Raw genomic sequence first — 1,211 nt, forward strand, 5'->3', positions numbered from 1 at the left:
AGAACAAAAAAAATTAAAAAATAACAAGTTCACTCTATTGCTGAAAGTAATTCCTTTTGCTTCATTAGTCTTTCTATAAGAACAAAATAATCTTCTTTTGTCTTCAACGGAAAAGCCCCCATTTCATTTACAAGCATTTCAGTACCAGATGAGAGTAGTTGCAATGGATTACTATCTTTGTGCGGAACGACTGCAAAAAGTGGACGCTTTTGTTTCAAACAAAACTTGGCTTGTGTAATAGTTCCACTTTGCTTTTCAGCTTCAATTATTACGGAACCTGAGGATAACCCTAACTGTATTCTATTTCTTGGGACAAAATGCTCAGGCTTAGCTGGTGTGCCAACGCGATGTTCTGATATCCATAGCCCACCTCTATCAATTATCTCCATAGCTAAGTCAATATTTCTTTGAGGCCTTGCATGTTCTAACCCATGAGCTAACACAGCTATAGTGTTACCGGAGCCACTGATACTAAGAGCTCCTTGATGAGCTGCTGTATCCACACCAATAGCGAGACCGCTCACAATACACCAGCCATTTTCAGCTAAAAAAGCCGATATTCTTCTAGCAATTAACTCACCATTTTTTGTTACTTTTCTTGAGCCTACGACTGCAACTCCAGGAATACGATTTAAGCACTCTAGATTCCCACGTAAATGAATAATAGGGGGTGGATCATCAATTGCTTTTAGTGACTTCGGGTATGATGATGAACTAATTAAAATGGTATGAATATCAAGTTCAGCATTTTTTTCTAATGTTTGTTGGGCACCATTCCATGCCTTCTCATCCGGGTAATAGCTTCCATAACCTTGTGTATTAAGGAGTTCTTTCAACTCTGAGAAAGTATTCACGTTTTCGTAAGAAAAAGAGCACAGAAACTGAACAATGTCTTTCTTCTTAAGTGTAAGTGACTGTTCTAGGGAGAGAGCGTGAAGTTGGATAAGTTCGAGCTTATTCATTTGTTTCTACGGTTTGACCAATTGCGAGCATAATTATGTTCTTGCATCCTGCAGCGTTCAGTAGATCTCTAGATGCATTCAGACTATTCCCAGTAGTTGTGACATCATCCAGTAAGAGAATAGGTATATCTGGACTAGGTATCGTTTCTACCTGTATTGTATCTAAATGTTTGTTAATACTTCTGTCACCACCTTCATGTGCTTTAGTAACACTTCTTGTTCGAACTAAAAATTTTTCGTCGAAAATAA

At 37.9% G+C, this 1,211-nt stretch carries 2 protein-coding genes; both read right to left on the reverse strand.

The genetic code is table 11. The features are described 5' to 3' along the window. Positions 1-29: 29 nt before the first annotated feature. The gene (locus B2248_RS09375) at positions 30-962 is read right to left on the reverse strand and encodes a DNA-processing protein DprA (protein WP_273181180.1); all 933 of its coding nucleotides are present in this window, start codon (positions 960-962) and stop codon (positions 30-32) included. Then, positions 955-1,211 (reverse strand): phosphoribosyltransferase (locus B2248_RS09380; RefSeq protein ID WP_286722884.1); only part of this gene is annotated, 257 nt, incomplete at its 5' end. The genes B2248_RS09380 and B2248_RS09375, both read right to left, overlap by 8 nt.

The organism is Methylophaga sp. UBA2012, assembly GCF_002335235.1.
Classification (GTDB): Bacteria; Pseudomonadota; Gammaproteobacteria; order Nitrosococcales; family Methylophagaceae; genus Methylophaga; species Methylophaga thalassica.